Genomic DNA, 26,602 nt, shown 5'->3' with positions numbered 1-26,602 from the left:
TTGCGCTGACGGGGGGGGGTGGGCTGACGGGTGTGGTCAGTCCCACCAGAAGTGCCAGGCGCGCTCGCCGACGAGTGCCTTGGCGTAGTCGCCCAGGCTGCCCAGGCCGCTCTGGGTGAGGTTGTCCGGGCAGAACGCGAAGTGCTCCGCCGCCAGCGCCTCGGCGTCGGCGAGATCGACGGGCGGGGCGGCCACGGACACCACCAGTGTGTCGAAGCCGAGCGTCACGACCCGTATGCCGAAGCGGTCCTCCCAGGAGCGCAGGACCGCACAGAGGCGGGCCACGTCGTTCTCGTGGTTGAGCGGCCCGGACCAGCCGATGGCGGCGGGGATGTCGGCGGAGCGCCGGGCCGGCACCAGGGCCAGTCGCGGCCCGCCCGTCGCCCGGGCGGAGGACCCGTCGGTGAGCGAGTCGGCGAGCCGGGCGGCACAGGTGTCGGGGTCGACGGTGAGGGGGCCGGCGGGCGCGAGGCCCGGCCAGTCGAACCCGAACGGCGCGAGCAGCTCGGCCAGTTCGTCGTCGGGCCCGTACGCCTGCCCCTCCTCCGCTCCCTCCGGTTCCTCGTCACCCCAGTACTCCGCGAGCACCTCCTCGGCGTCGTGGTCCCCGGGGTACGAGGTGCGCCCGGGCCGCAGCTGCCAGTCCTCGGGCCCGCCCTGGGTGCCGTCCACGTCGAGCAGCACCGGCAGCAGGCCCGCCCGGCGGGCCGGTACGCCCAGGGCCGCCCAGTGCCCGGGCGCGGCCGGACCGCCGGCATGCCACAGCAGTGGCTCCCGCCACGGGCCGTCGATCGTCGCGTCGATCAGCCTCCCCGGCGGGAGTCGGAGTCCGGCGGAACGCCCGCTCGGGTCGGCCGCCAGTGCGGGCAGCGGGTTGGGAAGAGTCGCCATGCGCGTGACTGTAGGGGCAGGCACTGACATCGATGACGGGTGCGGCGGATGTGACTCCGGGCTGCCCTGGACGAGTGTGGGTCGCTCTCAGACGAGTGTGGTGATGCAGAACGGGTGGCCCGCGGGGTCCAGCAGGACCCGCCAGCGATCCGGGGACGGCTGGAAGTCGGGCTTCTTGGCGCCGAGGGCCAGCAGCCGGGTCTCGGCAGCCTCCAGGTCGTCGACGCCCAGTTCGATGTGGGCCTGCTTCTCCTGGGTGGGGTCCGGCCAGGTGGGCGGGCGGTAGTCGGCCAGGCGGTTGAAGCCGAGGCCGGCCGCTCCCTCCTGGCCCAGCAGGACGAAGTCGTCGGTGGAGAAGAGGACCGGGAAGCCGAGCAACTCGCCGTAGAAGCGAGCCAGTTCGGCGGGATCGGCGCAGTCGAAGGTGACGGCGGCGTAGCGGAACGCGGGTGTGGAAGTGGTCTCCGTGCTCATGGGGACGACGCTAGGACATGACCAGGACAGTTCCGGTCCTGGTCAGGAAAGACCGTGTGGAAGACTTCGCGGCGTGATCAGTGCGTCCGCCCGCCTGCTGCGCCTGCTGTCCCTGCTGTCCTCCCGGCCGTCCTGGACCTGCGCGGAACTGGCCGAGCGCATGGAGGTCACCGACCGCACGGTCCGGCGGGACGTCGCAAGACTCCGCGAACTCGGCTACTCCGTGGACTCCGACGCGGGGCCCTGGGGCGGTTACCGCCTGCGCGCCGGCTCCCGGGTGCCTCCGCTGATCCTCGACGACGAGGAAGCCCTCGCCGTGGCGGTCGGGCTGCGCGGGGCGGCGCTCAGCGGCGCGCCCGGCGGCGACCAGGCCGCGCTGTCGGCGCTGCTGAAGCTCCGCCAGGTGCTGCCGCAGCGGATCGCGGACCGCCTGGGGGAGTGGGACGACGCCTTCGTACGCCTCCCGGGGCCCGAGGAACCGCAGATCAGGTCCGGCCTGCTGCTGGAGTTGGCCGCCGCCTGCCGCCGGGGTGAACGTGCCCGGCTGGCGTACTGCGACGGACAGGGGAAGGCCACCGTCCGGGACGTCGATCCGTACCGTCTCGTCCACACCGGACGGCGCTGGTACTTCGTCGCGCGTGATGTGGCCCGCGAGCAGTGGCGGACGTTCCGGGCCGACCGGGTGGAGCGGCTGCAGCTCACCGGGCAGCCGGCGCAGCTCACCGACCCGCCCGACCCGGCGCTGCTGGTCTCCCGCAACATCGCGAACGGCCCCTACCCGCTGACCGCGACCGTCCGTCTCCCCGTGCCCATGGACCAGGCGCTGCGGCTGGTCCCCGCGACCGTCGGCACGCACCGCCCCGACGGCCCCGACGCCACGCTCGTCGACATCGGCGGCCCCGACGCGGACGGCCTCGCCCGCTACCTCCTCGGTCTGGCGACACCGTTGCGGGTCCTCGCACCGGATGCGGTACGGCAGGCCCTGCTGCGCCGAACCAGCGCCGTGTACGAGGCCAACGCGAACGGCGGTCCGGCCGCGGACTGAGGGCCGCGGCGGCCCTGCGTCTCGTCCTGGCGCACGCGGGAACAGCTACGGCCTCGTCGGAACGTGGACGTGTCCGACGAGGCCGTCTTGCTGCGCCGTTGGATCAGCCCTCCCGGCGGGCCGTCCGCGAGCGGAAACCGCGGTACAGGACCGTCCCGCCGAGGAGCGACGCCACACTCGCGGCCACGGCGGTCACGGTGCTGTCCGTTCCGGTGTGGGCGAGCGTGTGCCTCGGCGGCTGCGCCACGACGACCGGCTTCGGCGTCGTGCGCTCGGCGGGAGGGGTGTGCGGCTGGGGCTCGGCTCGGTCCGGCGGCGAGGTCCGCGTGGGCGGCGTGGACGGACTGGGCTCGTCAGGACGGTCGGTCGAGCCGTTCGTGGACGTGTTGCCGAAGACCGGGTTGCCGATGCCCACGACGTCGACGGTGTTGCCGCTGACGTTCACCGGCAGATGCACCGGCAGCTGGATGCCGTTCCCGGAGACGACGCCCGGCGAGTCCTTCGTGACGGACTGGGCCGTGGCCTGGTCCGCTGCCGTGGGCTGTTCCTTCCCGTCCTTCCCGGGGGTCCCGCCCTCGTTGGCGCACTTGTTGCCCAGGGCAGGGTTGAGGAGTCCTGCCACGTTCACGGTGTTCCCGCACACGTTCACGGGGACGTGTAGCGGTAGATGCACCGTGTTACCGGAGATCAGGCCGGGTGAGCCGACCGCGGCGGCGTCCGCGGCGGAGTCGGCGTGCACCGGACCTGCCACTGCCATCGCGCCGGAGGCGGCCGCGACGGCAAGCACACTGTTTCGGGTAACCCGTCTCATAGGCTCCCTGCCTCTCAGACATGGTGCGGGCGCTCACCCGCACCAGGTGAAACGCAGGGGAGGCCGTCCAAGTTATGGCTTATCCACCTTTCGCTCCGCGTCATGGCCCCGGGTGGCGGATGACTCGCGTCGCCGATCCGATATTCATGTCTCACCGGATTCCGTGCTCGAGTTCATCGAGCGACCGATTCAGGCGGTCCGCGGGCGACCCCCTTCTCCCGCTGACGTCACCCGCGGCCCGCCTGCTTCGCGGCGTAGGTGATCAACTCCTTGAGGCCCTCTTCCCGGGACTCGGCGGTGGAGCCGTAGTCGAAGCTGTGGGTGAACTCCGCGTGCGGGAACGTCGCCTGGAGCCACACGGCGCAGTAGTGGCCGGGCATCACGCACGGCTCCAGTTCGCAGTAGACGCGCCGCACCTGCTCCGGTGCGACCCCCTCGGCCCGGAGCCGCTGCCAGACCAGTTCCTCCGGGTGCGCACGGCCCGGCCCCGTCGCGTCGGTGACGATCTGCTTGCCGCCCGCCGCGTCGACGTACTCGAACGCGGCGGAGAAGGGGAAGTTGAGGGTGTGCCGTACGTCGTCCAGCACCCTCGGCCACCAGCTCTCGCGTTCCGCGAAGGCGTCGGCGTCGATCAGCCGCAGTTCGGCGTTCAGCTCACGGAACGCGGCGGCCGCCACGGGCAGGCTGGTCGAGGCGGCGATCACCGGCAGCCGCCGGTCCAGCGCCGCCAGTGAGGCGTTGAACGCCGGGACGCCGGAGCTGACGAACATGTCGTCCTCCTCGAGCTGCGGGAACACCGCCTGCACCGCGCCGTCCGGCCGTACGCACAGGTGTGCCAGCGGGTCCGTGCCGATCCGCAGCCAGTTCTCCTGCCCGGCGGGCGCACGCAGTCCGTCGTGCCCGGCGGCCGTCCCCAGCGTCGGTCCGTCGGTGTCACCCGCCGCGGTGAAGTACGGCGCCACGTGCAGCGGCACCCCGGTGCCCGTCAGCGTCTCCCGGGCCGCCTCGGGCAGCTCGATCCCGTACGAGCCGGACATCGTGAACCGGCGCATGCCGTCCGCACCGAAGTGGGCCACGGACGGATCGGGGACACGCTCGGGCATGGGGTGCCTTTCGGTCTGTGGAGACGGGTCTCCACAGACTCTAAGGGCTGTGTCAGAGCTTCTCGGGGGTCCGGATACCCAGCAGGGCCATGCCCTGGTGGAGGGTGCGGGCCGTGACGTCGCACAGGAAGAGGCGGTTCTCCACCTGCTCCGGCGTCTCGGCCTTCAGGACCGGGCACTTGTCGTAGAACGTCGTGTACAGGGACGCCAGCTGGTACAGGTACGCGGCCAGCTTGTGCGGGGCGTACTCCGCCGCCGCTTCCCGCACCGTCTCCGCGAACGCGTCCGCGTGCAGTCCCAGCGCCCGCTCGGCGTCCGCCAGTTCCAGCTCCGGGTGCGCGGCCGGGCGGACCTCGCCGGCCTTGCGCAGGATGGACTGGATACGGGCGTACGCGTACTGCAGATACACGCTCGTGTCGCCGTTGAGCGAGACCATCTGGTCCAGGTCGAACTTGTAGTCCCGGTTGGCCGACGTCGACAGGTCCGCGTACTTCACCGCGCCGATGCCCACCTGGGCGCCGCGCTCGGCGATCTCCTCCTCGGAGAGGTCCTGCGCCTTCTCCCGTACGACCGCGGAGGCGCGCTCGATCGCCTCGTCGAGCAGGTCGACCAGGCGGACCGTCTCCCCCTCACGCGTCTTGAACGGCTTGCCGTCCTTGCCGAGGACCGTGCCGAACGCCAGCTGGTGCGCCTTGACGTGGTCACCCAGCCAGCCGGCCCGGCGCGCGGTCTCGAAGACCATCCGGAAGTGCAGGGCCTGGCGGGCGTCCACCACGTACAGCAGGGTGTGCGCCTTGAGGTTGAAGACGCGGTCACGGATCGCGGACAGGTCGGTCGCCGCGTACCCGTAGCCGCCGTCCGACTTCTGCACGATCAGCGGGACCGGCTTGCCGTCCGGGCCCTTGATGTCCTCGAAGAACACGCACAGGGCGCCCTCGGAGCGGACGGCGACACCCGAGTCCTCCAGCAGGCGGCAGGTCTCGGCCAGCATGTCGTTGTAGCCGGACTCGCCGACGATGTCCGGGTCCCGGATCTCCATGTCGAGCTTCTCGAAGACGGAGAAGAAGTAGATCTTCGACTCGTCCACGAACTTCTGCCACATGGCGAGCGTGTGCGGGTCGCCGGCCTGGAGGTCGACCACCCGGCGGCGGGCCCGCGTCTTGAACTCCTCGTCGGAGTCGAAGAGCTTGCGCGCGGCCTTGTAGAGGCGGTCGAGGTTCGACATCGCCTCCTCGCCGGTGACCTGGGTGTCCTTGTGGTCCAGCTCGTGCGGGTGCTCGTCCAGGTACTGGATGAGCATGCCGAACTGGGTGCCCCAGTCGCCGATGTGGTGGCGGCGGACCACGTTCTCGCCGGTGAACTCCAGGAGCTGGACCACCGAGTCGCCGATCACCGCGGAGCGCAGGTGGCCGACGTGCATCTCCTTCGCCACGTTCGGCTGGGCGTAGTCGATCACCGTCGTGCCGGGGTTCGCGACGGTCGGCACGCCGAGGCGTCCCGTGTCGTCCGCGTACCGCGCGGCCAGGTTCCCGGTGATCGCCTTGTCCGCGATGGTGATGTTGAGGAAGCCGGGGCCGGAGACCTCGACGTCCTCGATCAGGTCACCTGTCACCACCTGGGAGACGACCTGGGTCGCCAGCTCCCGGGGGTTCGCCTTCGCCTTCTTGGCCAGGGCCAGGATGCCGTTGGCCTGGAAGTCCGCCCGGTCGCTACGTCGCAGCAGCGGGTCGGCGTCGGCGGCCTCCGGCAGGGTGGCCGAGAGGGCGGACGCGAGGTGCTGCTGGACGGAGTCGCTGAGGGACGTGACCGAGGCCATAGGAATGGGTGCCGTTCTCCTCGTGGGGATGGATAGTCCCCGTCAGTATCCCATGGGGGGTAAAGCGGTTTTCCCGGTCGCAAGACGGTCTGTGACAATGGAGTGTCACCCGTTCAGAAAGAAGGACGTGCCGATCGTGGCTCAGAGCACCGAGACCACCGACTGGGTCTCCCGTTTCGCGGATGAGGTCATCGAGGAGTCGGAGCGCCGTGCCCCGGGCAAACCGGTCGTGGTCGCGTCCGGCCTCTCTCCCTCCGGCCCGATCCACCTCGGCAACCTCCGCGAGGTCATGACCCCGCACCTCGTCGCCGACGAGATCCGCCGCCGCGGGTACCAGGTCCGCCACCTGATCTCCTGGGACGACTACGACCGGTACCGCAAGGTGCCGGCGGGTGTCGCGGGCATCGACGAGTCCTGGGCAGAGCACATCGGCAAGCCCCTGACCTCGGTGCCGGCCCCGAAGGGCTCGGCGCACCCGAACTGGGCCGAGCACTTCAAGGCCGCGATGATCGAGTCGCTGGCCGAGCTGGGCGTCGAGTTCGACGGGATCAGCCAGACCGAGCAGTACACCTCCGGCGCCTACCGCGAGCAGATCCTGCACGCGATGAAGCACCGCGGTGACATCGACGCGATCCTCGCCCAGTACCGGACCAAGCCGAAGCCGGCCAAGAAGCAGCAGCAGAAGGCGGTCGACGAGGCCGAGCTGGAGGCCGAGGAGGGCTCGGGCGCCGCGTCCGAGGACGACGGCAGCTCCGGTTCCGCCGGATACTTCCCGTACAAGCCGTACTGCGGCGGCTGCGGCAAGGACCTGACGACCGTCACCTCGTACGACGACGACACCACCGAGCTGTCGTACACCTGCACCGCCTGCGGCTTCGCCGAGACCGTCCGGCTCAGCGAGTTCAACCGCGGCAAGCTGGTCTGGAAGGTCGACTGGCCGATGCGGTGGGCGTACGAGGGCGTGATCTTCGAGCCGAGCGGTGTCGACCACTCCTCGCCGGGTTCGTCCTTCCAGGTCGGCGGCCAGATCGTCGGCATCTTCGGCGGCAAGCAGCCGATCGGCCCGATGTACGCCTTCGTCGGCATCTCCGGCATGGCGAAGATGTCGTCCTCGCGCGGTGGCGTGCCCACCCCGGCCGACGCGCTGAGGATCATGGAGCCGCAGCTCCTGCGCTGGCTGTACGCGCGCCGCCGGCCCAACCAGTCCTTCAAGATCGCCTTCGACCAGGAGATCCAGCGGCTCTACGACGAGTGGGACAAGCTGGCGGCGAAGGTCGCGGACGGCTCCGCCCTGCCGGCGGACGTGGCCGCGTACACGCGTGCCGTGGGCACGGCCGCCGGTGAGCTGCCGAAGACGCCGCGTCCGCTGCCGTACCGCACGCTCGCGTCCGTCGCCGACATCACCGCCGGACACGAGGACCAGGCCCTGCGCATCCTCTCCGAGCTGGACCCGGAGCAGCCGCTGGCGTCGCTGGACGAGGCGCGGCCGCGGTACGACAAGGCCGAGGCGTGGATCAACACGCACGTCCCCGCCGACCAGCGCACGATCGTCCGCGACGAGCCCGACGCCGAGCTGCTGAAGTCCCTCGACGAGGCGTCCCAGCAGTCGGTGCGGCTGCTGCTCGACGGGCTCGCCGAGCGCTGGTCGCTGGACGGGCTGACGCACCTGGTCTACGGCGTGCCGAAGGTGCAGGCCGGGTTCTCGGCCGACGCCACGCCGAAGGAGCTGCCGCCGGAGATCAAGACGGCTCAGCGGTCGTTCTTCGCGCTGCTGTACCACCTGCTGGTGGGCCGGGACACCGGGCCCCGGCTGCCCACGCTGCTGCTCGCGGTGGGGCAGGAGCGGGTGCGGGCCCTGCTCGGGGAGTAAGCGGTGAGGAAGAAGGGGCCCTTTCGGAAGGAGGGCCCCTTCTTCCTGCCGTCCGCATGGCGTCAGGCGATGTGTTCTTCCTGGAGTTCCCGGGTGTGACGCTCGGCGAAGCGGGTGACCATGCGGTCGGACTCGCGCGGCGGGAGAGCGATACCGAAGGTCGCCTCCACGTCGTCCCTGAACTGGGCGGGCGTGGGGTAGCTGCCGTCGATCGACTTGCGGAAGACCAGGTAGAAGTCCTCCTCGGTCAGCTCCGGCTCCGGAGTGCCGCCGCCGTCGCCGAGTTCCCGCGTGCGGTTCGGGCCCACCGGTATGGGGAAGCTGCCGGTCTCCTCCGGGGAGGGCTGCTGGAACTGCTCGGCGGGCTGTTCCTCGTACCAGTCCTCGTACTGCTCCTCGGGCTCGTACTGAGGCTCCGGGGGCGGCTCGTAGGTCGGGTCGTAGCCGCCGTGGTACTCGATCTCGCGCTGCGCCTGGAACCACGGACTCTGCTCGTCCACGGGGGGTTCGGGGCGCTGCTCGCCGCGCGGCGCCACCTGCCGTGGGACGGGCGCCGGCCCGGCGGCACGACCGCCCACGGCCACGGCGGCATCGGCTGCCGCCGCGAGCTGCGGCTGCTGCGGGGCCGGGGGGAGCAGCACCGGCTCGATGCCCGCCGCCGCCAAGCCCGCCGGGGCCGTCTCCGCCAGCGGGACGCCGTAGCGGGCCAGCCTCAAGGGCATCAGCGACTCCACCGGAGCCTTCCTGCGCCAGGCCCGGCCGAAGCGGGAGCGCAGTCGGGCCTGGTACACGAGACGTTCCTGCTCCAGCTTGATGACCTGGTCGTAGGAGCGCAGCTCCCACAGCTTCATACGGCGCCAGAGGAGGAACGTCGGTAGGGGGGAGAGCAGCCACCGGGTGAGGCGGACGCCCTCCATGTGCTTGTCGGCGGTGATGTCCGCGATGCGGCCGATGGCGTGGCGGGCCGCTTCGACGGCGACGACGAAGAGGATCGGGATCACCGCGTGCATGCCCACGCCCAGCGGGTCCGGCCAGGCGGCGGCTCCGTTGAAGGCGATCGTCGCCACCGTCAGGAGCCACGCCGTCTGGCGGAGGAGCGGGAAGGGGATGCGGATCCAGGTCAGCAGCAGGTCCAGGGCGAGCAGGACACAGATGCCCGCGTCGATGCCCACCGGGAACACGTAGGAGAAGTTCCCGAAGCCCTTCTTGACGGCCAGTTCACGGACGGCCGCGTACGAACCGGCGAAGCCGATGCCGGCGATGATCAGCGCGCCGGTCACGACCACGCCGATGAGAACGCGGTGCATCCGAGTCAGCTGCAGTGGCGCGGCCACTCGCACTCCCCTCCCCTTGCGTGTTGTTGCGCGCAACAGAGTGGCACACGCGTGCGGCGAACGTGGTGCCGGTCAGTCCTTCTTGGCGGCTGCCCTGGACGCGGACGCGCCGGCGGAGGGGGACTTCGACGGCGACTTCGACGGCGACTTCGACGGGGACTTCGACGCCGACGCGGAGGGAGACGCGGGGGCAGTGGTGTCCGAACCCTGCGCAGAACCTTCACCGTTGGCCGCCGAGACGGACGCGACCGCGTCCTTGAGCGCCTTTTCCGCGGCCTTCGTCAGGTCGTCGGCGTCCGGGGTCTTCTCGCCCGCCAGACCGGCACCGTTGTAGTCGAGGGTGACGACGACGTTCTCGACCCGGGCCACGACCGTCTGCTGCTTGAAGAGGCCCTCCTTCTTCTTCAGGTCGTAGCGCACCGCCGTCGCCTCAGCGCCCGTACCGGACACGGGTATCACCTTGGTGTTCTTGGCGCCCTCCACCGCCTGGGCGTCCTTGAGCTGCTGCGTGTAGTACGCGTGCGCCTGCGTGTCGCCGGCGCCCCGCGTGGTGTCCGAGTCGAAACGGAGCAGGGAGACGTTCAACCAGCGGAACTGGGACCCCTTGACGCCGTTGTTGTCCAGGCTGTTCCAGGCGCAGGAGGCACGGAACGACGGATCGTCCGAGCTGCCCTTCTTGCCGGACTTCGCGCCCTTGGGCACCAGATCGGTCAGGGTCTTCTTCGGCAGCACCGCGCACGGGTCCGGAAGTTCCCCGTACGCGGCCGCCCGCACGGTCGGGGACGCGCTGGCGGAGGGCTGCGTGGAACTGCCCGTGGACTGCTGGGCAGAGGCGCTGTCGCCGCCCTCGGCCTTGGAGTCCCCCGAGTCCGAGGAGCAGGCGGCGGTGATCAGCACCGCGGGAACGGCTGCCGCGCAGACGAGAGCACGGCGCAGGCGCTTGGCTCGCCGGTCACTCCCCCACTGCGTGAACGGTGTGGGCGATACCCCCATGGCACGGTCGTCTCGCTGGGCTGCTCGCTGCATGGTTCCTTCACTCATGACGCTCGGTGTTCGTGCGGGTTCCTGCGGGGCCCCACGGTACGCGGTGAACAAGCCGCGGGGTTTGCCTCCGACCGCTTCGCGGGCGGGCTCGGGTGGGCCCGCCACGGCCGTCAACTGTTGAGCGCGTCGGCCAGTTGGGAGGCCAGATCACGGGCCCTGTCCTGCATTTCCTTGCTGTCCGGGACCGTTCCCATCGCCGTCGGCTGCTCCTCGTACTGGAGGGTGACGACGACGTTGGACGTGCGGAACACCACAGTCACCGTCCGCTGTTCGGCCGTCGAACCGGACGTGCTCAGCTGGTCGTCGAGATACGCCTCGTCACCGAGATCGGGAAGGGTGCGCGGCTCCAGACCGGTCGGGGTGGCGCCGGCGGAGGACCCGGAGGGGGAGCCGGAAGCGGGGCCGGAGGCGGAACCGGAAGGGGTGCCCGAGGGGGTCGCCTTGCCGCCGGCGGAGGCCGTGGGCGACGGGGTGGCGCTCGAGGCGCCCGCCGACGCCGAGCCACTGCCCGGCTCGGGCAGATCGGCCGCCGTCTCCTTCTCCTGGAACAGCTTTTGCGCCTGGTCGTCGTCGCTGACGGCGTTGTCGTACGACACCACGCGCTCGAAGTCGACCGAGAGGCGGTCGGTGGCGGCGGCCGACTCCACCTTCCAGTGACAGCCGACCTTGCGATCGGTGTCGTAGGTGAGCGAGGCCGCGCCCTGGTAGGCCTTGTCCCGCTGGCTCGGGTCGGTGATCTGCTTGATGCCGGGCAGCAATGAGTCGAGCGTGTCGTGGCCGACCGCGCCGCAGGGCTCGGGCAGGGTGCGGTACTTGCCGGGCTGGGCGGTGGCCACGCTCGTCCCTGCGTCGCCCGGGTTCGCGTCGTCCGTCGGGCTGTCGCCCCCGGAACCGCCCGTGCAGCCGGCCAGCAACGCCGCGAGGAGGGCGGCGGTGCCGGGTACGTACGCCTTGCGCTGCACGGTCGGGCTCCTCTCGACGGTGTGCGATCCGACGGTGGTCGATCGCCTGGTGCTCCAGTGTCCCCGCTGGTTATTCGCTTGCCGTGGCGGGGCGCCCCCTGGAGACAATGTGTATCGCACGCACTGCCGTGGACGCCGGTCCCTCGTCCCTTTTCATGGACCTTGGCGCCGCTTTTGCGTTTTGTTGCTTTTAAGCCTTGTGTTGTCTTTGCCGGGGGAATGAGGAACGTATGTCGTACGTGGAGATACCGGGCGCGAAGGTCCCGATCCGGATGTGGACGGACCCCGCGACGGTGGAGGACGTGGCCCTGCGCCAGCTCCAGAACGTGGCCACCCTGCCCTGGATCAAGGGCCTGGCCGTGATGCCGGACGTCCACTACGGAAAGGGCGCCACGGTCGGATCGGTCATCGCGATGCAGGGGGCCGTGTGCCCGGCCGCGGTGGGAGTGGACATCGGGTGCGGGATGTCGGCGGTCAAGACGTCCCTGACGGCCGACGACCTGCCGGGCGACCTGTCCCGACTGCGGTCGAAGATCGAGCAGACGATTCCGGTGGGGCGGGGGATGCACGAGGATCCCGTCGAGCCGGGCCGGTTCCACGGGCTGGCCACCGGTGGGTGGGACGAGTTCTGGGGGCGGTTCGACGGGGTCGCGGAAGCGGTCAGGTTCCGTCACGAGCGTGCCTCGAAGCAGATGGGAACGCTCGGAGGCGGAAACCATTTCATTGAGATCTGCACGGACACGAACGGTTCCGTCTGGCTCATGCTGCACTCCGGCTCCCGGAACATCGGCAAGGAACTCGCCGAGCACCACATCGGCGTGGCCCAGAAGCTCCCGCACAACCAGGGCCTGGTCGACCGCGATCTCGCCGTCTTCGTCGCGGACACCCCGCAGATGGCGGCCTACCGCAACGACCTGTTCTGGGCGCAGGAGTACGCCAAGTACAACCGCACGCTGATGATGGCGCTCCTGAAGGACGTGGTCCGCAAGGAGTTCAAGAAGGCCAGGCCGGCCTTCGAGCGGGAGATCTCCTGCCACCACAACTACGTGGCGCAGGAGCGGTACGCGGGCATGGACCTGCTCGTCACCCGCAAGGGCGCGATCCGGGCCGGCTCCGGGGAGTACGGGATCATCCCGGGCTCCATGGGCACGGGCTCGTACATCGTGAAGGGCCTCGGGAACGAGCACGCCTTCAACTCCGCCTCGCACGGCGCCGGTCGGCGCATGAGCCGCAACGCGGCCAAGCGGCGCTTCTCCACGAAGGACCTGGAGGAGCAGACCCGGGGCGTGGAGTGCCGCAAGGACTCCGGCGTCGTGGACGAGATCCCGGGCGCCTACAAGCCGATCGATCAGGTCATCGACCAGCAGCGGGACCTGGTCGAGGTCGTGGCGAAGCTGAAGCAGGTCGTCTGCGTGAAGGGCTGACGCCTTCCGCTCGGTCGGGGCGGGCCGGAACCGTACCGGCCCGCCCTACTTCGCGTGGCGGACCGCGTAGATCATCACGAACGCCAGGAAGTGGATGCCGAAGAGGAAGTAGGCCAGGAAGTACCAGACCTGGCGTTCGTTCTTCGTCTCCTGGGCCAGGCGGCGCTTCTCGAAGGAGTCGTCGGCGGTCGTCACTGTTCCCGGTGCACCTTGGTGTTGGAGGCCTGGGCGCGGGGGCGGACGACCAGCAGGTCGATGTTGACGTGGCTGGGGCGGGTGACCGCCCAGGTGATCGTCTCGGCCACGTCGTCGGCGGTCAGGGGCTCGGCGACGCCCGCGTAAACCTTGGCCGCCTTCTCCGTGTCGCCGCCGAAGCGGGTCAGCGCGAACTCGTCCGTCCTGACCATGCCGGGCGCGATCTCGATGACCCGGACCGGCTGACCGACGATCTCCAGGCGGAGGGTCTCGGCGAGGACGTGGGCGCCGTGCTTGGCGGCCACATAGCCCGCGCCGCCCTCGTAGGTGCCGTGGCCGGCGGTGGAGGAGACCACGACGACCACGCCGTCGCCGCTCGCGACCAGCGCGGGGAGCAGCGCCTGGGTGAGGTTCAGGGTGCCGATGACGTTCGTCTCGTACATCGTGCGCCAGTCCGCCGGGTCGCCGGTGGCCACCGGGTCCGCGCCGAGGGCGCCGCCCGCGTTGTTGACCAGGACGCCGATCGTCCGGAACGCCGTCGCGAACTCGTCGACCGCCGCGCGGTCGGTCACGTCCAGCTGGTACGCCACCGCCGAGTGGCCCGCGTTCGTCAGTTCCTCGGCCAGGGCCTCGATGCGGTCCTTGCGGCGGGCGGTGAGGACGACGCGGTAGCCGGCCTCGGCGAGCTGCCGGGCCGTGGCGGCGCCGATGCCGCTGCTCGCACCGGTGACGACGGCGATGCGGGAGGCGGCGGACGGGGCTGCGGTGGCCATGGGCTGCTCCTGGGTCGGTGCGGGGTCGGTTCCGTCCAGCGTAGGCGAGCCTCAGGCGCCGTTCCTCGGCGCCCACATGATCACGGCCATGCCGGCCAGGCAGATCAGCGCTCCGGCGATGTCCCAGCGGTCGGGCCGGTAGCCGTCGGCGAGCACGCCCCACAGGATCGAGCCGGCCACGAAGATCCCGCCGTAGGCGGCGAGGATGCGGCCGAAGTGGGCGTCCGGCTGGAAGGTGGCGACGAAGCCGTACACGCCGAGCGCGAGGACGCCGCCGGTGATCCACAGCAGACCGCGGTGCTCGCGTACGCCCTGCCAGATCAGCCAGGCGCCGCCGATCTCGAACAGCGCGGCGACGACGAACAGGGCGGCGGAGCGGAAGATCTGCACAGGGGGCATGGGGGCAGCTTGGCACGCCGGAGGCGCGTCACCTGTTGGAGGGCGCCTGGTGCGCGGCTCGCGTGGCATACATCGGTAACGGCGAGCGGCAGCAGGAGCCGGGCGCGAGTGTGCGGTGGCGAGGAGTGGTGCGAGTGGGAGCAGCGGGAGGTGCGGCGAGGGGCGTGCGGCTGCGGGCGTGGCTGGTGTCCGGGGTGTGCGCCGGTGCCGTCCTGGTGCCGGGGACCGCGGTGGCCGCTCCCGCGGCAGGGACCGCTCCGGCCGCTCGCGTGCCGGAGGCCGACCTGGCCTTCCACGGGACGGCGGTGATGACCGGGGACCGGGTGGAGGTACTGCTGACCCCGCGCAACCACGGGCCCGACGCCCTCACCGACGCCACGGTGCGGCTGCGCTGGTCGGCGGAGCTGGCGGACGCGCAGCAACTGCCCGCCCGGTGTACCCGGGAGGACGAGCGGACGGTGGTGTGCGGGACCGGGGCGCTGACCTCGGACGCGACGGGGGAGCAGCTGCGCGTGCCGGTACGGCTGCGGGAGCGGCCGCCGGAGGTGACGCTGGAGCTGGACACGGCGTGGAGCGCGGGCGTGGTGGACGAGGACCGGTCGAACGACCGGCTGAAGGTGCTGGTACTGGCCACCGGCGACGCCTACGCCTTCTGAACCGGTGAGGCCGCCTGCGGCTGCCTGCGCCGTCGGATCAGGCGGGGTTCTCCTCGTCGTAGCGCTCGCGGGCCGCGCGTACCTCGTCGAAGTGGTTCTCCGCCCAGTCCTTCACCGCGGTCAGCAGGCCGGCGAGGCCGGCGCCGAGCGGGGTGAGCGCGTAGTCGACGCGGACCGGGACGGACGGGGTGACGGTGCGGCTGATGATGCCGTCCCGTTCCAGGGCGCGCAGCGTCTGGGTGAGCATCTTGGGGCTGACGCCGGCGATCCTGCGGCCGAGGTCGCTGTAGCGCAGGGGGCCGGCGGCCAGGGCGGAGACGACGAGGCTGACCCACTTGTCGCTGAGCCGGCCGAGGAGCTGGTTGGTGGGGCAGCTGCGCAGGAACGCGTCGTACTCGGCGCGGGCCTGTTCGCGTCGCTGGGCGGCGGTCGTGGTCGCCATGGGCTCTCTCCTTCGGGTCACCAACGCACTCTCAGGTAACTACTTACCCAAAGATAGTCGCTCTCCTACGGTTGGTGCTGTGGCCGGGAAACCGGCCGAGAATCCAGCAAATGCCTTGAAGGCGAGGAGAGTTGACATGCGTGCTGCTGTGGTGAGGACGTTCGGTGGTCCGGAGGCCGTGGAGATCGCCGAGGTGGCGGTGCCGGAGCCGGGGGCGGGACAGGTGCGGATCAAGGTCGCGGCCGGTGCGCTGAACCCGGTGGACCTGGGGGTGCGGGCCGGTGTCTTCGGCGGGGCCGGCAAGACGATCGGGCTCGGCTGGGACGTCGCCGGGACGGTGGACGCGGTGGGCGTGGCCGCCGCCTGGCAGGTGGGCGACGAGGTGGTCGCGCTGGTGCCGGGGGTGGCCGATGCGCTGGGAGCACACGCCGAGTACGTCGTCGTGGCCGCGGACGTGGTGGCCAAGGCGCCGGCCACGGTGGACGCGGTGCACGCGGGCACCCTGCCGCTGAACGGGCTGACCGCCGAGCAGGCCCTGGACCTGCTGGAGCTGGAGCCCGGCGCGTCGCTGCTGGTGACCGGTGCGGCGGGCGCGGTCGGCGGATTCGCGGTGCAGCTGGCCGCGCGCCGGGGGTTCGTGGTGACCGGGCACGCCCGGGCGGCCGACGAGGAGCTGGTGCGGTCGCTGGGGGTCGCGGACTTCACGGCCGACGGGGTCCGGCCGGGGAGTGTGGACGCGGTGCTGGACGCGGCGGTGCTCGGTGAGCGGGCGCTGGAGTGGGTGCGGGACGGAGGCGTGTACGTCGGGGTGCAGCCCGGCCGGCAGCCCGGGTCCGTGCGCGGGGTGCGGACCACGGCCGTGGAGGTGAGCGCCGACGGGGCGCGGCTGGCGGAGCTGGTCCGGCTCGTGGACGAGGGGGCGCTGAGCCTGCGGGTGGCCGAGACCTTCGCCCTGCGGGACGCGGCGAAGGCGCACGCCCGGCTGGCCGGGGGCGGGGTGCGCGGGCGGCTGGTGCTGGTGCCCTGAGGGCCGGTGGAGTCGTCGGTGCGCGGGATCGGGGGAGCCGGAATAACCCGGGGTGGGTGACCGTTGGCGGGGTATAGTTGAATCCTAAACAACCTGGAGGGTGAGCGACCATGCAGTTCGGGATCTTCACGGTCGGCGACGTCACGCCGGACCCCACCACGGGGCGCACGCCGACCGAGCGCGAGCGGATCAAGGCCATGGTCGCCATCGCGCTGAAGGCCGAGGAGGTCGGGCTGGACGTCTTCGCGACCGGTGAGCACCACAACCCGCCGTTCGTGCCGTCCTCCCCCACCACGATGCTCGGCTACATAGCGGCGCGCACGGAGCGGCTGATCCTCTCCACGTCCACCACCCTGATCACCACCAACGACCCGGTGAAGATCGCGGAGGACTACGCGATGCTCCAGCACCTGGCCGACGGGCGTGTCGACCTGATGATGGGCCGCGGCAACACCGGGCCGGTCTACCCCTGGTTCGGCAAGGACATCCGCGACGGCATCGACCTCGCCATCGAGAACTACGCCCTGCTGCGCCGCCTGTGGCGCGAGGACGTCGTCGACTGGGAGGGGAAGTTCCGCACGCCGCTGCAGGGCTTCACCTCGACGCCCCGCCCGCTGGACGACGTACCGCCGTTCGTCTGGCACGGCTCCATCCGCTCGCCCGAGATCGCCGAGCAGGCCGCGTACTACGGCGACGGCTTCTTCCACAACAACATCTTCTGGCCCGCCGACCACACCAAGCGGATGGTCGAGTTCTACCGGACCCGGTACGCCCACTACGGGCACGGCACACCGGAGCAGGCGATCGTCGGACTGGGCGGTCAGGTCTTCATGCGCCGCAATTCGCAGGACGCGGTGCGTGAGTTCCGGCCGTACTTCGACAACGCGCCGGTGTACGGGCACGGGCCCTCGCTGGAGGACTTCACCGAGCAGACCCCGCTGACCGTCGGCTCCCCGCAGCAGGTCATCGAGAAGACGCTGGCCTTCCGCGACTACGCCGGTGACTACCAGCGCCAGCTGTTCCTGATGGACCACGCGGGCCTGCCGCTCAAGACCGTCCTGGAGCAGCTCGACATGCTCGGCGAGGAGGTCGTACCGGTGCTGCGCAAGGAGTTCGCGAACGGGCGCTCGGCGCAGGTGCCCCAGGCCCCGACCCACCAGTCCCTGCTCGCCGCGAAGGAGGCGACCACCGCATGAAGCTCGTCGTCGTATCGGCGGGACTGAGCGTCCCGTCCTCCACCCGGCTGCTGGCCGACCGGCTGGCCGCCGCGGTGGACCGGCAGACGCCGGTGGACATCCAGGTCGTCGAGCTGCGCGACCTCGCGGTGGAGATCGCGCACAACTTCACCAACGGGTTCGCCGGTAAGGCCCTGGCCGCCGCGCAGGACGCGGTGGCGGGGGCCGACGGGCTGATCGTCGTCACGCCGGTGTTCAGCGCGTCCTACAGCGGACTGTTCAAGTCCTTCTTCGACGTGCTGGACAAGGACGCGCTGGCCGGCAAGCCGGTGCTGATCGCGGCCACCGGGGGTACGAGCCGGCACTCGATGGTGCTGGAGCACGCGCTGCGGCCGTTGTTCGCCTACCTGCGGGCCGTGGTCGTGCCGACCGGCGTGTACGCCGCGTCGGAGGACTGGGGCGCGGAGGGGCTGGCCGAGCGGATCGAGCGGGCGGCCGGGGAGCTGGCCGCGCTGCTGCCGTTGGCCGCTCGGGCGAGCGAGTCCGCGGTCGTGTCGTTCGCCGACCGGCTCGCGTCGTTGCAGCGCTGATCCTCGCCCACCCGCCCACTCGTCCCGGTCGGCTGGGAGCCGACCGTCCCGGGTGGGTGGGGCCGAACGGGCGGGGGAGCGAGCCGGGGCCGGCGGCGGTGAGAAGGCGGCGGGGCCGTTGGGCGGATTGCCCTTGTGACGGTGAGAGGGCGGTAAAAAGGGGTGATCGCAGCTCGCTGGGCCCGGCCCGGCACCCGCAGGCCTTGGCAGACTGGATGCGTGCCCCAGACTGTGCTGCTCGCCGAAGACGACCGTGCCATCCGCCATGCCCTGGAGCGTGCCCTGACACTGGAGGGGTACGAGGTGACGGCGGTCGCCGACGGCGTCGAGGCCCTGGCGCAGGCGCACCGGACCCCACCGGACGTCCTCGTGCTCGACGTGATGATGCCGGGCATCGACGGCCTGCAGGTCTGCCGGGTGCTGCGCGCCGAGGGCGACCGCACCCCGATCCTCATGCTGACCGCGCTCGTGGAGACCGCCGACCGCATCGCCGGCCTGGACGCCGGCGCCGACGACTACGTGGTCAAGCCGTTCGACGTGGAAGAGGTCTTCGCCCGGCTGCGGGCCCTGCTGCGCCGCACCAGCACGGTGCCGGTCGGCGGCGCAAGCCCGGAGGGCGCCGTCCGGGCCGACGCCCAGGTGTCCGACCGGCAGCTGGAGGCCGCCGGCCTCCGCATGGACCTGCAGGCCCGCCGGGCCTGGCGCGGCGGGCGCGAGCTGGAACTGACGCGCACCGAGTTCGAGCTGCTGGAACTGCTCGTGCGCAACGCGGGCATCGTGCTCGACCACGCGACGATCTACGACCGGATCTGGGGCTACGACTTCGGGCCCGGCTCCAAGAACCTCGCCGTCTACGTCGGCTATCTGCGCCGCAAGCTGGACGAGCCCGGCGCCCCTCAGCTGATCCACACCGTGCGGGGCGTGGGTTACGTGCTGCGGGAGGACTGAGTGGGCCGCCCGCGGCGGCCACCGGCCCTGCGCCGGCCCAAGCTCGTCTCCCTGCGCACCACCTTCGCCGTGTCCTTCGCGGCCGTCACCGCCGCCGTCACGATCCTCGTCGGCATCCTGTCCTACGGCTCCGCCGCCCGGATGGTCCGCGTCGACCAGCAGTCGGTGTTCACGCAGGTCGTGCAGGACGTCCAGGACGAGGTACGGCAGCACGAGATGGGTCCGGAGGACTTCTCCTCCTCCCGCCCTGGGCACGACCTGGTCCGCCCCGCCCGCACCGATGTACAGGTGCTCGGCGCGCAGGGGCAGATCGTCGACCACGGCAGCCCGGTGCTGCCCGTCACCTCCCACGACAGGGCCATGGCCGTCGCGCGGTCGGCCGGGAAGGTCGTCCAGCACAAGGACGTACGCGTCGACGAGGACCTGTTCCGCATCGCCACCGTCTCGCTCGGTGACGGGCGGGGCGCGGTCCAGGTCGCGCAGGAGTTCAGCGACACCGAGGACCTGCTGCGGGCGCTGCAGCAGCGCACGCTGATCCTGATGGCGGCGGTCGTGGTCGCCGCCGGGCTGTTCGGGTGGTGGCTGGCCCGGCGGATCACCCGGCGGCTGGTGATCCTGACGTCCGCCGCGGAGAACGTGGCCCGCACCCGGCAGCTGGGCATCCAGGTGCCGGTCGCGGGCCTGGACGAGGTGGGGCGGCTCGGGCGTGCCTTCGACCGCATGCTGGGCCGGCTCGCCCAGTCCGAGGAGGACCAGCGGCGGCTCGTCCAGGACGCGGGGCACGAACTGCGTACGCCGCTGACCTCCCTCCGTACCAACATCTCGCTCCTGAGGCGCATCGACGAACTCCCGCCCGCCACCCGCGAGGACCTCGTCGCCGACCTCACCCAGGAGGCCCGGGAACTGACCGATCTGGTCAACGAGCTGGTCGACCTCGCCGCCGGGCAGTCCGACGCCGAGCCGCCGCAGCGGGTGGACCTCGCCGACATCGCCGAGGACGTGGTGGGGCTGGCCAGACGGCGTACCGGCCGGGAGATCGCGCTGCGTACGAGCGGTGACACGACGACCGACGGACGGCCCGGGATGCTCCAGCGGGCACTGTCCAACCTGGTCGAGAACGCGGCCAAGTTCGACCGGGACGGCAAGGCGCCGATCGAGGTCGCCGTCACCGGGCCGGCGCGGCCGGGTACCGTGCGCGTGGAGGTGCGGGACCGGGGGCCCGGGATCGCCGACGGCGACCTCATCCGCATCTTCGACCGCTTCTACCGGGCCGCCGATGCGCGGTCCCTGCCGGGGTCCGGCCTCGGGCTCTCCATCGTGCGCGAGGTGGCCATGGCGCACGGCGGAGCACCGTTCGCCTTCCGGCGGGAGGGCGGCGGGGCGGTCATCGGGTTCACGGTGGGCGGCGGGTTCACGGGGAGCGGTGGGTTCGCGGGGAGTGGTGGCAGTGGGCGCGTCGGGGACGGCTGAGGGCGGTCCGGGACATGTGCTGTGGGCGGCACAGGTCCGGGCGGACGGTGCGTACGGGGACGGGGTGCGGGTCTTTCGGCGTGGATCGGCGTGCGCCGTGGCCGCGCCCGGGCTTTCCGGGCGGGACCGGATCGCCGTGGCGGGGGCGGCGCAGGACGCGGTGCCGCTCGTACGGGAGGTGTGGGCGGAGGTCGGGCCCGCGTATCGGCCCTTCGGGCGGGCGGAGTTGATCGACGCGGTGGTGCGGGCGGTGCCTGGGCTCGAGTACGGGGGGCCGCCGTTCTGGTGGATGGAGACGGCGCAGCGGCCAGGGGCGGCTACCCGCGCGCAGTGGCTGGACGGGGGTGCGGAGGCCGAGGCGGTGCCGCTGTTCGAGCGGTACTTCCCGGAGTCGTACGCCCAGCCGGGGCGGCCCGGAGTGCGCCGGTGGGCCGGCGTGCACGGCGAGGCGGCGGCCGGTGAGCGGGGGTTGCCGGCGGTGGCGGCGGATGCGTGGTCCGGTGCGGGGTGCGGGTTCGTGGCGGGGGTGTTGACACATCCGGCCGCGCGGGGGCGGGGGTTGGGTGTCGCCGTGTCCCGGTTCGTGGTCGACGCGCTGGTACGGGAGTTCGGGCGGGCCGCGCTGATGGTGGACGTGGAGAACGGGGCGGCCGTCGCCGCGTACGAGCGGGTCGGGATGCGGAGGGTGCCGTTCCGAGCCGCCTCCGCTTCGCCTGCGGCGTAGGGGGTTCCCGCCCGGACCACGCGGGCGGGCTGTGCGGCTGTGTCGTCGGCGGGTGCGGGCGGCCCGCGTGTCCCAGCGGTCCCAGGAGGAGGACGACGTGGTGGAGTTCCGCAGCCGTACCGCGTCGACGAGGCTCACACCGGGATCGATGTCGCCGTCCTTCCACTCGGGGTCGCTGGTGACGGTGTCACGGACCGGCGGGACGAAGCCGGCCGCGCCGGTCACCGCTTCCCCCGCAGAGCTCGCACGACCTCGGCCACGGCACCGAGAATCGACGCGCGATCCTTCGACTCGGCTCCGTGGAGCGCGGACCGGACCAGCAGGACGGCGGCGCAGCTGACGATCAGGAGGGTGAGGAGGCCGCAGACGGCGGCTACGAGGAGAGGGTCCATCGGGGAGCCTTTCGGCGCACTGGGCGGTGGGGCCAACGCCGACGACCATGCCTGACGGGGCCGGGCCCAGGCGTGGACGGATCTGGTCGATTCCGGGTGACGTCCCAGGTCAACCCGGTAATGTGCGACTTCGCGAGTCGTACGAGTCGTACGACTCGGGTGTCCTGGCCCGTGCGAGGGGCGAGCTCGGAGGGGGAGGCGGGCGCGATGGTGGGGCCGCTGCGGTACGAGGACTGCCTGAAGAAGCTGTACAAGGCGGCCGGAGAGCCGGCTTCGCACGGCCTGAGCCACGAGATAGCCACGAGATACAGGCTGAGAGTCCCCACCACGACGATCGACGGATGGCTCGCGTGCAAGGTCATCCCCCGTCATCCGGAGCGACGGCGCGCGTTCCTCAGGACACTGGAGTCCTTCGCGCGGGCACGGACCGGAAACCGCTGGAACGTCCTCAGGGACGAGGACTGGGACCGCCTCGTGGAGGAGGCACAGGAACGGCGGCGCCAGACCCGATCGACCGGGACCGGTGCCGGCGCCGTGCCGTCACCGCAGTTCAGCGCCTTCCAGCAGATCTGGCGGGACGACGTGGAGGGATCGGAGGCCTGGAAGCTCGTCGCGCCCGGGTACGCGGCTCGGGCCGGAGTGCTCAGGAAGCAGGCCGGGGACGTCGCGGAGCGGCTCGCGGAACTGTACGACGAGAAAAGGGACTTACTCGCGCAGGACCCCTGGCACGACCCCGAACTGGGCCGGCGCACGGTTCGTTGGCTCAACATACGGCTGACCGACATCAAAGACCGCCTGCAGACGGAGTCGTTGACCGCGGTCGAGGCCACTTTGCTCGCGCTGCTGCCGTTCCTGTACCAGGTGCAGAACGCGTGGACGGTCGCCATGCTCTGCCACGTCGACCCGATCGACCTCGACGAGCAGGCGAAGGGAGGCCCGGAGCGCCGGAGCTACAACCGCCTGCTGCACAACCACAAGCGGCTCGTCCGTCAGGCGAACCTCGGGAACACGCTGCCGGACCGGGACGACGGGCGCGCGGAGGTCGGCTGGTGGCTGTTCCACCAGTGGGTGAAGCCGCAGGTGGGGGAGCCGGGACGGCTCGACGACGTGCTGGACGCCCTCAGCCCGGTCGGGCCCGGGATCGCCACCGTACTGGACCAGCCGTGGCTCCCCCGGCTGCTGTCCTGCGCGCACCTGGGACCACGCAAGCTGTTCGGCAGGAAATCCGAGGGGCTGCTGCAAGAGGACGCGCCCTACGTGGACTTCGACGGCCGTGACTCGCAGAAGCTCAGGGAACGTCTGGTGGGGCCGCTGTTCGCGATCGCCCACGCCATGGCGATCGACGCAACGGATCTGCAGTCCGCCGTCGTCAAGCACGTGGGCATTCCGGAAGCACTCGACCCGAGACAGTTGCTCAGAAGGCTGAACAAGGCGGCCTGGAAACCGGTCGGGGACACCCTCGCCCTCCACGCCGACTGCGACCACCCCGCCGCCGTGGCAGCGCTGACCGAACACGCCCAGCACGTGGACGCCCTGCTGCGCGAGGCCCGCCGCACCCGGCCGACCGAGGAGATCGGGGCCCTGCCGGTGTACGCCCACGCCGACGGGGTGCGCGAGGTGGACGAGACGGGGGAGCCCCGGCAGGCCGGTGAGGTCATCCGGTTCCGGCTGGACGAGGAACGGATCCAGGAACTCCTCATGGGGGAGAACCTGTACCGCGACCGCAGCCTCGCCATCCGGGAGCTGTACCAGAACGCGCTGGACGCCTGCCGGTACCGCCGTGCCTCCCGGCTCATGCGGGACGGGCAGGACACGTTCCCGTGGAAGATCACCTTCGAGCAGGGGTACGACCCGGTCGAGGAGCGGCACTACCTCGAGTGCGTGGACAACGGCATCGGCATGGACGAGACCGTGCTGGCCGAGGTGTTCTCCCGGGCCGGGGTGCGGTTCAGCGATCACGCCCGTTTCCAGGACATGCCATGGCAGACGGAAGGCGCGGAGGGTGACGGATCCACTGTCCGTGCCAACAGCCGGTTCGGCATCGGGGTGCTCAGCTACTTCATGCTCGCCGACGAGATCCGGGTCACGACCTGTCCGGAGCACACCGGTGACGGCCGGCCCGAGGAGCTGACGGTGCTGATCACCGGGCCGGGCCACTACTTCCGGGTACGGCGGACCGGGAAGTGGGGAAGGGTCGGCACCAGGGTCCGCCTCTACCTCCGGGACGGAGACAACGCGCCGTCCTGTGTCCGGGAGTTGCGCAGGCTGCTGGGGATCGCGGAGGTCGCGACCGAGGCACGGCACGGGACGACGCAGAGCGCGTCGTGGGCCCCCGGTGAACTGCAGCCGAGGGAGCCCACCGGAGGCCGGTCCGACGGCTTCGTCGCCCACGGGCGCAAAGTCTCCTGGCCCGAGGGCGACGAGCGCGTCGACGGCCAGGTCGTCTGGTGCGAGCACGGGGGCGGTGTCCTCGCCGACGGCATCTTCATCGAGCCCCGGGTACGGCGCGGGGTGCTGGCCGGGCCGCAGGAGGGCGGACGTCTGCGCGGGGTCGTGGTGAACCTGACGGGGAAGAGCCGGCCAAGGGACCTGTCCGTGGACCGTGCGGAGATCCTGGACCCGGACGTCGACAAGGTGGTCGAGGGGTTGATCAGGGCCGCCCTGCCCGCTCTCCTCGCCGCCGATCCACCCCTGCTGACGGGCGAATGGCTGGCGGATGTGGCCCGGCACAGCCCCCGCCTCGCGGACATCGTGACCGAGGCGGCGGGCGAGGCGGGCATCGTCCTCGACGTCCACGGCCACCCCGCGCCGGTGGCGACGGTGGGCTTCTTCCCGCCCGACGCCACCCTCGTCCACTGCGCGGACGTGGACGAGGAGTGGTCCCGACCGGCCCAGGTCGCCGGCCAGTCCCCCGACGACGCCTCCTTGCTGTGGCGATTGATCGCTCACCGGCCGAACGCCGAACTCGACGCATTGACCGGTGTCGTTCCGGAACTGTCCCGGGTCCAGGCAGTGCTGCCGGCGCGGCCCTCGGACGTGTGGATGCGTTCCAAGGCCTCCAGAACGGGCACCCTGCGGGAGTGGATCAAGCCGACGCGGGAGGAGGAGCCCGTACATCCGGGGCACGTCCTGTCGGTGGCTATGACCTGCGGGGTGTCGTACGACGACGCGCTGGCCCGCATGGCGCAGCTCGGCCTGCCCGTGCCGGAGCGGCCCCGTGGCGAGGTGGCCGTCGACGCCACGACGCTCGCGTTGTCGGACCGGCAACTTCGCGGCACGGACGAGAACTTCGTCTCCGAGCGCTGGCTTCGTGCCGGGGTCCCGGTACCGCCGGGGCACTTCGTCAAGGCACACCTCGTGCTGAACATCGGCATCGATGAGGCGCTCGACCGGATGAGGGCGTTGTGCTTCCCCGTGCCGGCGCAGAACATGCGGACCGAGACGCCCGAGGACTGGGTGGTACGGCTGCTCAGCCATCGTCTGGACGGCTCGGCCCCCTGGCTCGAACCTGCCGAGCCGGTCCTCGCGGGCCAGGTCGTGCTGGCCATGCATGACCTGGACCGCTCCCTGGACGAGATCGTCGGGCGGCTGGGCGATTACGGGCTGCGTGCCGAGACGGGCTGCCTGGACGAGCGGTCGGCGCGGGAGTTGCTGCGACTGAGTGCCGACTGGGGCTGGCACGGCTCGGTGCTACGGCTCCTCGACATCCACACGGATGTGCCTCCCCGCGCCCTGGCCCAGGCGTCCCTGCGTTCCGGCATTCCGCTGTCCGACATCGCACGGCGACTGGGAGAGCTGGGATTCTCCACCGGGTGCCTGCCCGACTCCGTTGCGGATACGGATCCGGTGCTCCTGGACATCCCCCAGTACCTCCGTCGCGAGCGTGAGATCTCCCTGGTGGGGCTGGTGCAGCGGGCCGCCGAGAGCGGGTTGCGGCCGAGGGAGGCGGCTGAACGCCTGCGCGCCTACGGGCTGCTGCCGCAGTACGTCACGCTTCCTGAACACATGGCGCCGGAGGACGGGGAAGTGTTCAACGGTGTCTACAGCGTGCTGCCGTACGGTGAGGACGACCTGACCACGGACACGGTGCCCATGCTGGCGATAGTGCGGACCGCCAGTTCCGTCCGTCTGTCACCCCAGGCCGTCATCGACTGCCTGCACCGCTACGGCGTGCGTACCTCACACGCCACGGCACCGACGAAAGCGAGCAGGTACGACGGGGATCTGGTCAGTCTCAAGCCGAACGGCTATCTCGACTGGGACAGACCGGTCCCGCTGTTCCACCTCGTCACCGCCCCGTCCTCGCTCCTGATCGAGCGGGAGGACATCATCGGCCGCCTGGCCGAGTTGGGTCTGGACGTGCCCGCGTACGAACTGGACAGTCTGAGCGAGACCGATCTGAGCCTGTGCCGGGAGGGCTTCGGGTCGGGCCACGAGGAACTGCCCCTCGCGCTGTACAGCCCGATCGAGGACTTCCTGCACATCGCCCGCAACGCCCGGCTCCCGTTCGAAGACCTCCTTGCCTCCCTGACCCGCCTGGGCGTGGACCTGGAGCAAGTGGCCGAAGCGGTCCGGACCGCCCTCCCCGATGTCCCCGGTCTGGTCATGGCGCCGGAGGCCGGCCCGACCGCCGTGACCGACCGCCCGTCCCCGGTAGCGTGACAAAGCCCTGCGCCCGGGCGCTCGCCACGCCGGTTACCGGGATGTCGCCGCTCGTCCGTCAGCCGTCGGTACGGCGGCGGGAGGCCGCCAGCAGCCAGGCCAGGTTGCCCACCGCCGCCCCGGCCGCCACCACGGCCACGATCACCCCGCCGGTCGCGAGGCCGTCGCTGAACAGATGCGGGCGCCGGTCGAGGCTGTGCAGCCCGAAGCCGCACAGCTCGTACACGCCGACGGCGGCGATCACGACGCTGACGACCAGCACGGTCAGGGTCGGCGCGAGGCTGCGGACACCGACCTCCCCGCTGGGTCCGGTTTCCGTGTCCTGCATGATTCCCCCGTTGAACAGACGTATGGCCGTTGGCGGTTGGGAACCTA

Annotated in this window: 25 protein-coding genes; 11 read left to right on the top strand and 14 right to left on the bottom strand. The window is 71.3% G+C overall.

What is annotated here, in order from left to right; all coding sequences use genetic code 11:
* Positions 1-36: 36 nt before the first annotated feature.
* Together ACGFRF_RS24380 and ACGFRF_RS24375 are read right to left on the bottom strand one after the other, a co-directional pair.
* Positions 37-891 carry a DUF4253 domain-containing protein gene (locus ACGFRF_RS24380; protein ID WP_393743196.1) on the bottom strand — a complete coding sequence of 285 codons (855 nt, stop codon included), beginning with the start codon at positions 889-891 and terminating at the stop codon, positions 37-39.
* Between the two features lie 87 nt (positions 892-978).
* Entirely contained in the window at positions 979-1,365 is a 387-nt protein-coding gene (locus tag ACGFRF_RS24375) for a VOC family protein (protein ID WP_393743194.1), read from the bottom strand.
* Between the two features lie 73 nt (positions 1,366-1,438).
* Between ACGFRF_RS24375 and ACGFRF_RS24370 the strand changes: the two genes are divergently transcribed.
* On the top strand, positions 1,439-2,410 hold the full coding sequence (locus ACGFRF_RS24370; protein ID WP_393743192.1) for a helix-turn-helix transcriptional regulator: 972 nt from the start codon (positions 1,439-1,441) through the stop codon (positions 2,408-2,410).
* A gap of 103 nt (positions 2,411-2,513) precedes the next feature.
* Here ACGFRF_RS24370 and ACGFRF_RS24365 read toward each other — a convergent pair whose 3' ends face one another.
* From ACGFRF_RS24365 to argS, 3 genes are all read right to left on the bottom strand, one after another.
* Positions 2,514-3,197, bottom strand: a complete 684-nt coding sequence (locus tag ACGFRF_RS24365; protein WP_393743191.1) for a chaplin family protein — start codon at positions 3,195-3,197, stop codon at positions 2,514-2,516.
* 251 nt (positions 3,198-3,448) lie between these two features.
* Positions 3,449-4,324, bottom strand: coding sequence for a nucleic acid/nucleotide deaminase domain-containing protein (locus ACGFRF_RS24360; RefSeq protein WP_393743189.1), 876 nt, complete (start codon positions 4,322-4,324; stop codon positions 3,449-3,451).
* A 52-nt stretch (positions 4,325-4,376) separates the two neighbouring features.
* Entirely contained in the window at positions 4,377-6,140 is a 1,764-nt protein-coding gene (gene argS / locus ACGFRF_RS24355; RefSeq protein ID WP_393743187.1) for an arginine--tRNA ligase, read from the bottom strand.
* Positions 6,141-6,267: 127 nt separating this feature from the next.
* Between argS and lysS the strand changes: the two genes are divergently transcribed.
* Entirely contained in the window at positions 6,268-8,010 is a 1,743-nt protein-coding gene (lysS, locus tag ACGFRF_RS24350; protein WP_393743185.1) for a lysine--tRNA ligase, read from the top strand.
* A 62-nt stretch (positions 8,011-8,072) separates the two neighbouring features.
* Here the strand turns inward: lysS and ACGFRF_RS24345 are convergent, their stop codons facing one another.
* From ACGFRF_RS24345 to ACGFRF_RS24335, 3 genes are all read right to left on the bottom strand, one after another.
* A complete protein-coding gene (locus tag ACGFRF_RS24345; RefSeq protein WP_393743183.1) occupies positions 8,073-9,317 on the bottom strand; it encodes a DUF2637 domain-containing protein in 1,245 nt (414 codons plus the stop codon).
* A 99-nt stretch (positions 9,318-9,416) separates the two neighbouring features.
* Complete coding sequence (locus ACGFRF_RS24340) at positions 9,417-10,385, bottom strand: DUF3558 family protein (protein WP_393743181.1); 969 nt, start codon at positions 10,383-10,385, stop codon at positions 9,417-9,419.
* Between the two features lie 113 nt (positions 10,386-10,498).
* Positions 10,499-11,350, bottom strand: a complete 852-nt coding sequence (locus ACGFRF_RS24335; RefSeq protein WP_393743179.1) for a DUF3558 domain-containing protein — start codon at positions 11,348-11,350, stop codon at positions 10,499-10,501.
* 230 nt (positions 11,351-11,580) lie between these two features.
* Here ACGFRF_RS24335 and ACGFRF_RS24330 point away from each other — a divergent pair, with 230 nt between their 5' ends.
* Complete coding sequence (locus ACGFRF_RS24330; protein WP_393743177.1) at positions 11,581-12,774, top strand: RtcB family protein; 1,194 nt, start codon at positions 11,581-11,583, stop codon at positions 12,772-12,774.
* Between the two features lie 45 nt (positions 12,775-12,819).
* Here ACGFRF_RS24330 and ACGFRF_RS24325 read toward each other — a convergent pair whose 3' ends face one another.
* The 3 genes from ACGFRF_RS24325 to ACGFRF_RS24315 are packed head-to-tail and all read right to left on the bottom strand — an operon-like array spanning position 12,820 to position 14,132.
* Entirely contained in the window at positions 12,820-12,969 is a 150-nt protein-coding gene (locus ACGFRF_RS24325) for a hypothetical protein (protein ID WP_393743175.1), read from the bottom strand.
* Complete coding sequence (locus ACGFRF_RS24320) at positions 12,966-13,742, bottom strand: SDR family NAD(P)-dependent oxidoreductase (protein ID WP_393743173.1); 777 nt, start codon at positions 13,740-13,742, stop codon at positions 12,966-12,968. The genes ACGFRF_RS24325 and ACGFRF_RS24320 overlap by 4 nt, the downstream gene beginning before the upstream one ends.
* A gap of 51 nt (positions 13,743-13,793) precedes the next feature.
* Positions 13,794-14,132 (bottom strand): YnfA family protein, encoded by a 339-nt coding sequence (locus tag ACGFRF_RS24315; RefSeq protein WP_393743262.1) that lies wholly within the window; start codon positions 14,130-14,132, stop codon positions 13,794-13,796.
* 143 nt (positions 14,133-14,275) lie between these two features.
* Between ACGFRF_RS24315 and ACGFRF_RS24310 the strand changes: the two genes are divergently transcribed.
* A complete protein-coding gene (locus tag ACGFRF_RS24310) occupies positions 14,276-14,797 on the top strand; it encodes a hypothetical protein (protein WP_393743171.1) in 522 nt (173 codons plus the stop codon).
* Positions 14,798-14,834: 37 nt separating this feature from the next.
* Here ACGFRF_RS24310 and ACGFRF_RS24305 read toward each other — a convergent pair whose 3' ends face one another.
* Positions 14,835-15,239, bottom strand: coding sequence for a winged helix-turn-helix transcriptional regulator (locus tag ACGFRF_RS24305; protein WP_393743169.1), 405 nt, complete (start codon positions 15,237-15,239; stop codon positions 14,835-14,837).
* 136 nt (positions 15,240-15,375) lie between these two features.
* Between ACGFRF_RS24305 and ACGFRF_RS24300 the strand changes: the two genes are divergently transcribed.
* From ACGFRF_RS24300 to ACGFRF_RS24275, 6 genes are all read left to right on the top strand, one after another.
* On the top strand, positions 15,376-16,266 hold the full coding sequence (locus ACGFRF_RS24300) for an NADP-dependent oxidoreductase (protein WP_393743167.1): 891 nt from the start codon (positions 15,376-15,378) through the stop codon (positions 16,264-16,266).
* Positions 16,267-16,376: 110 nt separating this feature from the next.
* A complete protein-coding gene (locus tag ACGFRF_RS24295; RefSeq protein ID WP_393743165.1) occupies positions 16,377-17,462 on the top strand; it encodes an LLM class flavin-dependent oxidoreductase in 1,086 nt (361 codons plus the stop codon).
* Positions 17,459-18,031: a CE1759 family FMN reductase gene (locus ACGFRF_RS24290; protein WP_393743163.1), complete on the top strand. Its 573-nt coding sequence runs from the start codon at positions 17,459-17,461 to the stop codon at positions 18,029-18,031. The genes ACGFRF_RS24295 and ACGFRF_RS24290 overlap by 4 nt, the downstream gene beginning before the upstream one ends.
* 219 nt (positions 18,032-18,250) lie before the next feature.
* Positions 18,251-18,979: a response regulator transcription factor gene (locus ACGFRF_RS24285; protein ID WP_393743161.1), complete on the top strand. Its 729-nt coding sequence runs from the start codon at positions 18,251-18,253 to the stop codon at positions 18,977-18,979.
* Positions 18,980-20,449 (top strand): ATP-binding protein, encoded by a 1,470-nt coding sequence (locus tag ACGFRF_RS24280; RefSeq protein WP_393743159.1) that lies wholly within the window; start codon positions 18,980-18,982, stop codon positions 20,447-20,449.
* Positions 20,450-20,546: 97 nt separating this feature from the next.
* On the top strand, positions 20,547-21,173 hold the full coding sequence (locus ACGFRF_RS24275; RefSeq protein WP_393743157.1) for a GNAT family N-acetyltransferase: 627 nt from the start codon (positions 20,547-20,549) through the stop codon (positions 21,171-21,173).
* A gap of 221 nt (positions 21,174-21,394) precedes the next feature.
* Here the strand turns inward: ACGFRF_RS24275 and ACGFRF_RS24270 are convergent, their stop codons facing one another.
* Positions 21,395-21,565: a hypothetical protein gene (locus ACGFRF_RS24270; RefSeq protein WP_393743155.1), complete on the bottom strand. Its 171-nt coding sequence runs from the start codon at positions 21,563-21,565 to the stop codon at positions 21,395-21,397.
* 207 nt (positions 21,566-21,772) lie between these two features.
* Between ACGFRF_RS24270 and ACGFRF_RS24265 the strand changes: the two genes are divergently transcribed.
* Positions 21,773-26,227 carry a hypothetical protein gene (locus ACGFRF_RS24265; RefSeq protein ID WP_393743153.1) on the top strand — a complete coding sequence of 1,485 codons (4,455 nt, stop codon included), beginning with the start codon at positions 21,773-21,775 and terminating at the stop codon, positions 26,225-26,227.
* Positions 26,228-26,285: 58 nt separating this feature from the next.
* Here the strand turns inward: ACGFRF_RS24265 and ACGFRF_RS24260 are convergent, their stop codons facing one another.
* Positions 26,286-26,555: a hypothetical protein gene (locus ACGFRF_RS24260; RefSeq protein WP_393743151.1), complete on the bottom strand. Its 270-nt coding sequence runs from the start codon at positions 26,553-26,555 to the stop codon at positions 26,286-26,288.
* Between the last annotated feature and the right edge of the window lie 47 nt (positions 26,556-26,602).

It is taken from the genome of Streptomyces sp. NPDC048521, from assembly GCF_043199855.1.
GTDB lineage: Bacteria > Actinomycetota > Actinomycetes > Streptomycetales > Streptomycetaceae > Streptomyces.
Note: the sequence above shows the minus strand (reverse complement) of the source record. Positions and strands in the feature narration are given on the sequence as shown.

Excerpts from the sequence above, each read along its gene's own strand:
- ACGFRF_RS24340 (WP_393743181.1), bottom strand. The coding sequence starts at position 10,385 with ATGAGTGAAGGAACCATGCAGCGAGCAGCCCAGCGAGACGACCGTGCC.
- ACGFRF_RS24270 (WP_393743155.1), bottom strand. The coding sequence starts at position 21,565 with ATGGACCCTCTCCTCGTAGCCGCCGTCTGCGGCCTCCTCACCCTCCTG.
- ACGFRF_RS24360 (WP_393743189.1), bottom strand. The coding sequence starts at position 4,324 with ATGCCCGAGCGTGTCCCCGATCCGTCCGTGGCCCACTTCGGTGCGGAC.
- ACGFRF_RS24375 (WP_393743194.1), bottom strand. The coding sequence starts at position 1,365 with ATGAGCACGGAGACCACTTCCACACCCGCGTTCCGCTACGCCGCCGTC.
- ACGFRF_RS24290 (WP_393743163.1), top strand. The coding sequence starts at position 17,459 with ATGAAGCTCGTCGTCGTATCGGCGGGACTGAGCGTCCCGTCCTCCACC.
- ACGFRF_RS24380 (WP_393743196.1), bottom strand. The coding sequence starts at position 891 with ATGGCGACTCTTCCCAACCCGCTGCCCGCACTGGCGGCCGACCCGAGC.
- ACGFRF_RS24265 (WP_393743153.1), top strand. The coding sequence starts at position 21,773 with ATGGTGGGGCCGCTGCGGTACGAGGACTGCCTGAAGAAGCTGTACAAG.
- ACGFRF_RS24330 (WP_393743177.1), top strand. The coding sequence starts at position 11,581 with ATGTCGTACGTGGAGATACCGGGCGCGAAGGTCCCGATCCGGATGTGG.
- ACGFRF_RS24305 (WP_393743169.1), bottom strand. The coding sequence starts at position 15,239 with ATGGCGACCACGACCGCCGCCCAGCGACGCGAACAGGCCCGCGCCGAG.
- ACGFRF_RS24320 (WP_393743173.1), bottom strand. The coding sequence starts at position 13,742 with ATGGCCACCGCAGCCCCGTCCGCCGCCTCCCGCATCGCCGTCGTCACC.
- argS (WP_393743187.1), bottom strand. The coding sequence starts at position 6,140 with ATGGCCTCGGTCACGTCCCTCAGCGACTCCGTCCAGCAGCACCTCGCG.
- ACGFRF_RS24300 (WP_393743167.1), top strand. The coding sequence starts at position 15,376 with ATGCGTGCTGCTGTGGTGAGGACGTTCGGTGGTCCGGAGGCCGTGGAG.
- ACGFRF_RS24345 (WP_393743183.1), bottom strand. The coding sequence starts at position 9,317 with ATGCACCGCGTTCTCATCGGCGTGGTCGTGACCGGCGCGCTGATCATC.
- ACGFRF_RS24295 (WP_393743165.1), top strand. The coding sequence starts at position 16,377 with ATGCAGTTCGGGATCTTCACGGTCGGCGACGTCACGCCGGACCCCACC.
- ACGFRF_RS24260 (WP_393743151.1), bottom strand. The coding sequence starts at position 26,555 with ATGCAGGACACGGAAACCGGACCCAGCGGGGAGGTCGGTGTCCGCAGC.